This window comes from Aeromonas enteropelogenes (genome assembly GCF_020097295.1).
Classification (GTDB): Bacteria; Pseudomonadota; Gammaproteobacteria; order Enterobacterales; family Aeromonadaceae; genus Aeromonas; species Aeromonas enteropelogenes.
The window spans coordinates 527,866-537,500 of record NZ_CP083625.1 but is presented as its reverse complement, the minus strand read 5'-3'; the positions used below and the strand labels follow the sequence as shown (position 1 = coordinate 537,500).

Annotated in this window: 4 protein-coding genes and 2 rRNA genes (1 of these 6 running past the window's edge); 4 read left to right on the top strand and 2 right to left on the bottom strand. The window is 59.1% G+C overall.

What is annotated here, in order from left to right:
- From LA321_RS02415 to LA321_RS02400, 4 genes are all read left to right on the top strand, one after another.
- Nucleotides 1–2,790, top strand: a 23S ribosomal RNA gene (locus LA321_RS02415); it begins 99 nt to the left of the window's first position.
- 124 nt (nt 2,791–2,914) lie between these two features.
- A 5S ribosomal RNA gene (gene rrf / locus LA321_RS02410) occupies nt 2,915–3,029 on the top strand.
- Between the two features lie 188 nt (nt 3,030–3,217).
- Nucleotides 3,218–3,733, top strand: coding sequence for an NUDIX hydrolase (locus LA321_RS02405; protein ID WP_042073352.1), 516 nt, complete (start codon nt 3,218–3,220; stop codon nt 3,731–3,733).
- A 125-nt stretch (nt 3,734–3,858) separates the two neighbouring features.
- On the top strand, nt 3,859–6,018 hold the full coding sequence (locus LA321_RS02400; protein WP_042073351.1) for an AsmA family protein: 2,160 nt from the start codon (nt 3,859–3,861) through the stop codon (nt 6,016–6,018).
- A 109-nt stretch (nt 6,019–6,127) separates the two neighbouring features.
- Here LA321_RS02400 and glnE read toward each other — a convergent pair whose 3' ends face one another.
- Together glnE and LA321_RS02390 are read right to left on the bottom strand one after the other, a co-directional pair.
- Entirely contained in the window at nt 6,128–9,007 is a 2,880-nt protein-coding gene (glnE, locus tag LA321_RS02395; protein ID WP_042073350.1) for a bifunctional [glutamate--ammonia ligase]-adenylyl-L-tyrosine phosphorylase/[glutamate--ammonia-ligase] adenylyltransferase, read from the bottom strand.
- 144 nt (nt 9,008–9,151) lie between these two features.
- The gene (locus tag LA321_RS02390; protein WP_042073347.1) at nt 9,152–9,598 is read right to left on the bottom strand and encodes a GNAT family N-acetyltransferase; all 447 of its coding nucleotides are present in this window, start codon (nt 9,596–9,598) and stop codon (nt 9,152–9,154) included.
- Nucleotides 9,599–9,635: the final 37 nt, after the last annotated feature.

The following is a 9,635-nucleotide window of genomic DNA, read 5'->3' as shown; positions in this document are numbered from 1 at the left end:
TACGACTCACGGATTTCCGAATGGGGAAACCCACCCGAGATAACTCGGGTATCTGTTACTGAATACATAGGTAACAGAGGCGAACCGGGAGAACTGAAACATCTAAGTACCCCGAGGAAAAGAAATCAACCGAGATTCCCTCAGTAGCGGCGAGCGAACGGGGATTAGCCCTTAAGCATCTTGGAAGTTAGTGGAACGGTCCTGGAAAGGCCGGCGATACAGGGTGATAGCCCCGTACACGAAAACAACCTTGATGTGAAATCGAGTAGGGCGGGACACGTGACATCCTGTCTGAATATGGGGGGACCATCCTCCAAGGCTAAATACTCCTGACTGACCGATAGTGAACCAGTACCGTGAGGGAAAGGCGAAAAGAACCCCTGTGAGGGGAGTGAAATAGAACCTGAAACCGTGTACGTACAAGCAGTGGGAGCCCTTCGGGGTGACTGCGTACCTTTTGTATAATGGGTCAGCGACTTACATTTTGTAGCGAGGTTAACCGTATAGGGGAGCCGTAGGGAAACCGAGTCTTAACTGGGCGTCTAGTTGCAAGGTGTAGACCCGAAACCGGGTGATCTAGCCATGGGCAGGTTGAAGGTTGAGTAACATCAACTGGAGGACCGAACCCACTAACGTTGCAAAGTTAGGGGATGACCTGTGGCTGGGGGTGAAAGGCCAATCAAACTCGGAGATAGCTGGTTCTCCCCGAAAGCTATTTAGGTAGCGCCTCGGACGAATACTACTGGGGGTAGAGCACTGTTTGGGCTAGGGGGTCATCCCGACTTACCAACCCCATGCAAACTCCGAATACCAGTAAGTAATATCCGGGAGACACACGGCGGGTGCTAACGTCCGTCGTGAAGAGGGAAACAACCCAGACCGCCGGCTAAGGTCCCAAAGTTCTGGTTAAGTGGGAAACGATGTGGGAAGGCTCAGACAGCTAGGATGTTGGCTTAGAAGCAGCCATCATTTAAAGAAAGCGTAATAGCTCACTAGTCGAGTCGGCCTGCGCGGAAGATGTAACGGGGCTCAAACCAGGCACCGAAGCCGCGGATTCACACTAAGTGTGAGTGGTAGGGGAGCGTTCTGTAAGTCTGCGAAGGTGTGTCGAGAGGCATGCTGGAGATATCAGAAGTGCGAATGCTGACGTAAGTAACGATAAAGGGGGTGAAAAGCCTCCTCGCCGGAAGACCAAGGGTTCCTGTCCAACGTTAATCGGGGCAGGGTGAGTCGACCCCTAAGGCGAGGCCGAAAGGCGTAGTCGATGGGAAGCAGGTTAATATTCCTGCACGACTTGTAATTGCGATGGGGGGACGGAGAAGGCTAGGTGGGCCAGGCGACGGTTGTCCTGGTGAAAGTGCGTAGGCGGTACCTTTAGGTAAATCCGGAGGTGCAACGCTGAGACACGAGACGAACGCACTACGGTGCGGAAGCCATTGATGCCCTGCTTCCAGGAAAAGCCTCTAAGCTTCAGATTACAAGTCATCGTACCCCAAACCGACACAGGTGGTCGGGTAGAGAATACCAAGGCGCTTGAGAGAACTCGGGTGAAGGAACTAGGCAAAATAGTACCGTAACTTCGGGAGAAGGTACGCTCTTGTTGGTGAAGTCCCTTGCGGATGGAGCTGACGGGAGTCGCAGTGACCAGATGGCTGGGACTGTTTATCAAAAACACAGCACTCTGCAAACACGAAAGTGGACGTATAGGGTGTGACACCTGCCCGGTGCCGGAAGGTTAATTGATGGGGTTAGCGCAAGCGAAGCTCTTGATCGAAGCCCCGGTAAACGGCGGCCGTAACTATAACGGTCCTAAGGTAGCGAAATTCCTTGTCGGGTAAGTTCCGACCTGCACGAATGGTGTAACCATGGCCATGCTGTCTCCACCCGAGACTCAGTGAAATCGAATTCGCCGTGAAGATGCGGTGTACCCGCGGCTAGACGGAAAGACCCCGTGAACCTTTACTACAGCTTGGCACTGAACATTGAACCTACATGTGTAGGATAGGTGGGAGGCTTTGAAGGCGTGACGCCAGTTGCGCTGGAGCCGTCCTTGAAATACCACCCTTGTATGTTTGATGTTCTAACGCAGGCCCCTGAATCGGGGTCGCGGACAGTGCCTGGTGGGTAGTTTGACTGGGGCGGTCTCCTCCCAAAGAGTAACGGAGGAGCACGAAGGTTGGCTAATCCTGGTCGGACATCAGGAGGTTAGTGCAATGGCATAAGCCAGCTTAACTGCGAGACGGACAGGTCGAGCAGGTACGAAAGTAGGTCATAGTGATCCGGTGGTTCTGAATGGAAGGGCCATCGCTCAACGGATAAAAGGTACTCCGGGGATAACAGGCTGATACCGCCCAAGAGTTCATATCGACGGCGGTGTTTGGCACCTCGATGTCGGCTCATCACATCCTGGGGCTGAAGTCGGTCCCAAGGGTATGGCTGTTCGCCATTTAAAGTGGTACGCGAGCTGGGTTCAGAACGTCGTGAGACAGTTCGGTCCCTATCTGCCGTGGGCGTTGGATGATTGAAGGGAGTTGCTCCTAGTACGAGAGGACCGGAGTGAACGAACCTCTGGTGTTCGGGTTGTCACGCCAGTGGCACTGCCCGGTAGCTAAGTTCGGAATCGATAACCGCTGAAAGCATCTAAGCGGGAAGCGAGCCCTGAGATGAGTCATCCCTGACCCCTTGAGGGTCCTGAAGGGCCGTTGGAGACCACAACGTTGATAGGCGGGGTGTGTAAGTGCAGCGATGCATTGAGCTAACCCGTACTAATTACCCGTGAGGCTTAACCATACAACACCCAAGAAGTGTTTCTGGCCTTGTAGCAAGTGCATGAACTACTTATAAATTCAGTGATAATGACAAAGCAAACTAGCTAGGTCGTTATTCACGTCAGCTTTCTGGATTGAAGAATTTGCCTGGCGGCCATAGCGTCGTGGAACCACCTGATCCCATGCCGAACTCAGAAGTGAAACGCGGTAGCGCCGATGGTAGTGTGGCATTCGCCATGCGAGAGTAGGACACTGCCAGGCACCCAACACGAAAACCCCGCTCAGTGAGCGGGGTTTTTTATTGCCTGAAATTTGGCATTTTGTTTTTATTGTGGTCAGTTCTAACCTCTGTTATTCCCTTCTTCCTATCTTCACCTGAACCTTGCCATTTTGTTCATACAGCCCTATCTGGAGCGTACAATAGGGTTTTATCCAAATGGAGATGTTCCATGTTTTGCCCCCAATGCGGTAAAGAGACCCTGCTTGCCAAGAGCAACAAGGAGTTCCGTTGTGACTGTGGCTTCCACTTCTTTCAGAATGTGGCTGCGGCCGTGATGGTCGCCCTGTGTTGGCAAGATGAAGTGCTGGTTGCAGTGAGGGCTCGCAACCCTGGCAAGGGGCTGCTGGATCTGCCGGGCGGATTTGTCGATCCCGGCGAGTCGCTGGAAGCTACCCTCGTTCGCGAGTTGCAGGAGGAGCTGGGCCTGGATGTTTCAGGCTGCCCCGTTCGTTATCTGGGCTCGTTTGCCAATACCTATCCCTATGACGGCATCACCTATCACACCTGCGATACCGCGTTTGCCATCAATCTGACCGAGAAGCCCGATCTTCGTGCTGCGGACGACGTGGCCGATTGCCAATGGGTGAAACTCGGCGCACTTTCACCTTCCCGCTTTGCATTCGCGTCAACTCGCACCGCCATTACCCTGCTGACGCAGCAACCCACTTCATCATTCAGGCTCTGAAAGAATTGCTTGTGTCGGGTGCGACTATCCCTGTCCCCTGATTTGGCTGTTTTGGGAGACTGTCCCCATCTGCGGGGTTTCGGGTGATATAGTCTCACTCAAGATCCGTATTCAAGGAGTTTGTCGTGAAGAAGATCATCTACATCCTGTTGGGGTTGGTGCTGGCCGCAGTGATCGCGATTACTGCGCTGATCAGCCTGATCGATCCCAACCAGTTCAAACCCCAGCTGACGGAGCAGGTCAGAAAGGTCACTGGTCGTGAGTTGGTGATGGCGGGGAATATCGACTGGCGCTTCTGGCCGAGTCTTGGCCTGTCACTCGAAAAAGTGGCCCTGCGCAATCCGGCAGGCTTTGCCGAACCGGACCTGATCCGCTTCGAGCAGGGGAGTGCATCAGTTGCCCTCTTGCCGCTGCTTTCCCATCGGTTGGAGATAGGCGAGGTGACGCTGGCAGGTGCCCATCTGTTTATCCAGACGAAAGCAGATGGCAGTTCCAACCTGAGCGGCCTGCTCTCGGACAAGTCATCTGCCGAGCCTGCAACGGCGGAAGAGGCCAAGGCGCCGGCCCGTGAACCTCAAGGCGCGCCATCGGAGAGCAAGCCCTGGCAGATCAAGCTGAAAGGGGTGGTACTTGAACAGGCCAGTGCCCTGGTGCAGGACGATCGCAACGGTATTGTTTCTCGCCTCGACAGGCTCGATCTCGATCTCGGCCAGCTGGCCATGGGTCAGTGGGTGCCGGTCACCTTCGCCGCCAAAGGGGCTCAAGGCCAGCTTGCCTTTGATCTGAAGGGACAGGGGGAGGTCAAGCTGGCACAAAATGCGTTGGCCAGCGAATTGAAAGGGGTGGTTGTGGGCGGATCACTCAAACAGCCCTCTCGGTGGCTGGATAACTTCACCCTGAAGGCCGATCGCCTGGCGCTGGGGGAGTGGAGCAGTCTTGCTCTGAGCCTGCAAGGTGCCCAGGGAGAAGGCGAGCAACCGGCCCTGACCGGTTCGCTCGAGGGAACGCTCAAGGCCAGGGTTGACCAGGATCTTACACTGGCTGAGCTCTCCGATGTGGTGCTCAGTGCCACATTGAAAGGCGATACGCTGCCGCACCCACAGATGAACCTCAAGCTGGCCGGGTTTGCCCGTGCCGAGCTGGAGGCTAAGAAAGTCACCCTGAGCAAGCTGGTGATGAGTGCCGATGATACCCTGCTGACTGGCGAAGGTGCGGTGCAGCTTGGGGCTGTGCCCAAGCTGGAATTCGATCTCAAGGGGGAGAAGCTGGATCTCGACAGCTGGCTTGGCACATCGGCAAGCGCTGCGGCGCCGGCTCCGACCACACCGGCGAGTGCAAGCAACAAGGCGGCAGAACCAGCCAAGGTGACTCGCGCTCTTTCGGCAGTTGAACCTAATCTGGATGCCCTCAAGGCAATCGATGCCATCGGACGGCTGCAGCTGGGCAGCTTGCGGGTGAGAGGGCTGGATCTGGGCCAGCTCGATACGCAGTTGGCGCTGGCGAACGGTCAGCTAACCCTCAAGCAGTTCAGTGCCGGCGTAGCTGGCGGCAAGGTGATGGCGAGTGGCGTGCTCGATGCGCGTCAGCAGCCAGCCCGCTACCAGGTGAGCAAACGGGTGCAGGGAGTAAATGTGCACTCGCTGCTGCAGACCCTGGCGCAGAATGACTTGCTGGAAGGGCGGGGCGATCTCGATGTGCAGGTGCAGGGACAAGGCCTGTCAGAGCAGGCACTACGCAGCCGGATGCAGGGCAAGATAACCCTGGCGTTGCACGATGGGGCCCTGCATGGCATCAACCTGGCAGAGATGATCCGCGAGGCGCGGGCTACCTTGACCGGCAAGGGGACGGATCAGGTCAAAGAGGTACGCAAGACCGACTTCAGTGCTCTGACAGCCAGCTTCCAACTGGCAAACGGGGTGGCGCGCAGCGACGATATCCAGCTGTTTGCCCCAGCACTGCGTGTGCATGGCCAGGGGCAAGCGGCACTGGTGCCCGAGACACTCGACTTCCTGTTCCTGACATCCATCGTCGAGAGCAGCAAGGGGCAAGGCGGCAAGGGAGTCGATGAACTGAAGGACATCACCATACCGGTGCGCATCGGTGGCCAGTGGCAGGCACCGACCTATCGGCTGGACGTGAAGGCGCTGCTCAGCAACAACAAGATCCTTGAGGAGAAGGCGCGCAAGGAAGCCGAGCGTGGTCTCAAGAAACTGCTAGGTGACAAGGCCGATAACGAAGGGGTCAAGGGGGTAGCCGATCAACTGCTCAAGGGGTTGTTCAAATAACCCGTCGCTTCTCGTCCCTCTAATACAAAGAGCCCGCATTGTGCGGGCTCTTTTACTATATGCAAGTTGGGAAGAGTCGCGGACTATCCTCGAGACCGAGGATCCTTTCTTATTCTTTTTCACCCAACAGCTGTTGCCAGACCGCCAGCACATGGCTGCGTTCGCTCTGCAACCGATCGTCGCTCACCTTGCGGGAGACCTCCGAGAGGTTGAGACGATGGCCGAGGTTGCGGATCTCCAGATAGGCGTGCTTGAGCCCCTCTGCCTGCTCCAGGGTCAGCACCCCCGCCAGAACACACTCATCGAAGATGCGGACGTTATCGGACCAGCGAGTGAGCGCCTCGGGTTCGCCACAGGCGTGGGCCAGCACCAGATACTGTGCGATAAACTCGATGTCCACCATGCCGCCGGGGGACTGCTTGAGGTCGAACTCCCCCTCGCCTGCCTTGAGCAGGTGATCCCGCATCTTCTGGCGCATCTCACGCACCTCGCGGGCCAGGGTCGGCAGATCCCGCTCCCTGGCCAGCACGGTGCGACGGATGCGGGCAAATTCGGCGATGACCGCCTCGTCTCCATAGATGGGGCGGGCGCGCACCAGGGCCTGATGCTCCCAGGTCCAGGCCTCGTTTTGCTGGTATTGCTCATAGGCGGAGAGCGACGAAACCAGCAGCCCGGAGTCGCCGGAGGGGCGCAGCCGCATGTCGATCTCATACAGGATGCCGGAAGGGGTGCGGGTGCTGAACAGGTGCAGGATCCGTTGGGCCAGACGCAGGTAGAACTGGCGGCTGTCGATGGACTTGCGTCCGTCGGTATAGCCGTTGGGATTGCCGCCGTGCAGGAACACCAGATCGAGATCCGAGCCGTAGCCCAGCTCGATACCGCCGAGCTTGCCGTAGGCCACCACGGCAAAGCCGCGCTGGCCGCTGATGGCTACCTCGGGCGGCACGCCGTAGCGCTCGCTCATCTGGGCCCAGGCCTGATTGACCACTTCTTCGGTAATCGCCTCCGCCAGCCAGGTGAGGTGGTCGCTCACCTTCATCAGCGGCAGGGCGCCGGCGATGTCGGCCGCCACGATACGCAGCAGCTGCACCTGCTTGAACTGGCGCAGCGCCTCCATCTGCTGCTCCACGTCCTCCTCGGGGATGCGCAGCAGGAACTGGCGCAGTTGGGGCTTGTACTGATCGAGCGGAGTGGGGTGATAGAGGTGCTGCGGGTCGAGCAGCTCGTCCAGCAGGATGGGGTAGCGGGCCAGCTGTTCGCTTACCAAACCACTCTCGTCGCACAGCCGCACCAGTTGGCGCAGGGCGCCCGGGTTCTCCGCCAGCAGCTGCAGATAGGCGCTGCGGGTGAAGATGCGGGTCAGCAGTTCGCACACCCGCTCAAACAGGCGGGCGGGCTCACGGCTTGCCACCACCAGCCGCAGCAGCTCCGGCATCAGCCAGTCCAGGGCGATGCGCCCCTGCGGGCCCACCTGACGGCGCTTGTACTCCTCTTTGAAGCGCAGCAGGGCGGTGCAGAGCGGTGCCGGTTCGGCCACCCCCTGCGCGGTCAGCAGTTTTTCCAGCTCGGTAGCGTCGAGTTCGGTGCGCCAGAGATCGAGCCAGAGTTGCTCGAGATGGGCGGGGGCCTCCTTCTCTTCCCCCACCACGGCAGCAAACTGCTGATGGACGGCGGCCATCTCCTCATCGAGATGGGCCATAAAAGCGGTCCAGTCGACAAAACCGAGGGCGGCAAGCAGCCGCTGGCGATCCCGCTCTTCGGTGGGCAGGGTCTGAGTCTGCTGATCGCCGATCTCCTGCAGGATATTTTCGACCCGGCGCAGGAAGCGATAGGCCGTCAGCAAGCGATCGCAGTGGTCGGCTTCGAGGGCGCCGCACTGGGCGATGGCGGCCAGCGCTTCGGGCAGGTGGCGCACCCGCAGGGCGGGCTCGCGGCCGCCGCGAATGAGCTGCAACGCCTGGGCGATAAACTCCACTTCGCGAATGCCGCCGGCCCCCAGCTTGATGTTGCCCTCGAGCCCCTTGCGACGCACCTCGGCGACGATCATCGCCTTCATCTGACGCAGGCCGTCGATGACGCCAAAGTCGATATAGCGGCGAAACACGAAGGGGCGCAGCATCTCGGCGAGCTCGACCGCGTGTTCGCACTGGGGCCCCAGTACCCGCGCCTTGACCATGGCGTAGCGCTCCCAGTTGCGGCCGTGGTGCTGGTAGTAATCCTCCATGGCGGCAAAGGAGATGGCCAGCGGACCCGCGTCGCCAAAGGGGCGCAGCCGCATGTCGACCCGAAACACCTGGCCGTCGACCGTGCTCTGGTGCAGGGCGTTGATGATGCGTTGGCCCAGCTTGATGAAGAATTGCTGGTTGGCGAGCTCCCGCCGCCCGCCGACCGTGTAGCCGTTCTCGGGGAAAGTGAAGATAAGGTCAATGTCGGAGCTGAAGTTGAGCTCGCCGCCCCCCAGTTTGCCCATGCCGAGGATCAGCAGCGGCTGCGGGTTGCCATCCCCGTCCATCGGGGTGCCCAGCTCGCTGCACTGCTTGGCGTAGAGCCAGTCACGGGCTGCACAGATCAGGGCGTCGGCCAGTTTGGTGAGGTGGATAAAGCTCTCTTCAACCTCGGCATGCCCCAGCAGTTCGCGCCAGGCGATGACCAGCATGCGACTGCGGCGGAACTGACGCAGGGTGCGCTTGAGCGCCTCCTCGTCAACGACTTCAGCCAGCAGAGCAGTCAGATCGCGCTGGTAGGCCGGCCAGCGCTCGGTCTGCTCCAGCTCTCCCGAGGCGAAGATCTGCGCCAGCAGCTCGGGTTGTTTGATCAGTGAGTCGGCGACAAAATCGGAGAGACCGAGCAGGGTGAGCAGGACCTGCCGGGTTGCCTCGGGCAGGTCGCCGTAGTCTGGCGCCAGTTCGAGCAGTCGCTGCCATTGGCGCTGGGCCTGCGCTTGCAGCAAGGGGGAAAGAGCGGAGAAATAGGGAGAGTGCTGGGCCACGGTTGCCATCCTTGTGGTTGACGAAGCTGCTGGGTGAAAACGCTGGCTGCCAATCTAGCACTGTCGCGCCCCCACGTCACAGCGCAGGGGCGAGAAGCATGATCCGGCGAAAATAATCAGCCGCCAGCAGAGGGAGCCCGAGATTCAGGTACGCAGGTAGATCTCGGGGTCGTAGATCTCCATCAGGCTGGCTGGTGCACTGGCGGGCACGAAGCCAAAACTGCCATAGAGGCCGTGGGCATCCAGGGTCGACAGGCTCAGACGCCGCAGCCCCTGCAGCTCGGGGTGGGCGAGGACGGCCGCTACCAGCGCCTTGCTGTAGCCCTGACCGCGATGCTCGGGCAGCACGAACACATCGGAGAGATAGCCGAAGGTGGCCTTGTCGGTGATGACCCGGGCAAAAGCGACCTGCTGGCCGCCGAGGTAGCCACCAAAACAGAGGGAGTGATTGATGGCGCGCAGCACAGTGGTCAGCGGAATGCCGGGGCTCCAGTAGGCCTCTTCTGACAAAAAACGGTGGATCAAGGGGACGTCGAGGCGTCCCTTGTCGTCGCTGACTTCGAAGGTGGATCGGGGGGATGAGTGATGCATCCTGGCTCCTTGCTGGATGGTGAACATGTTCCGTATG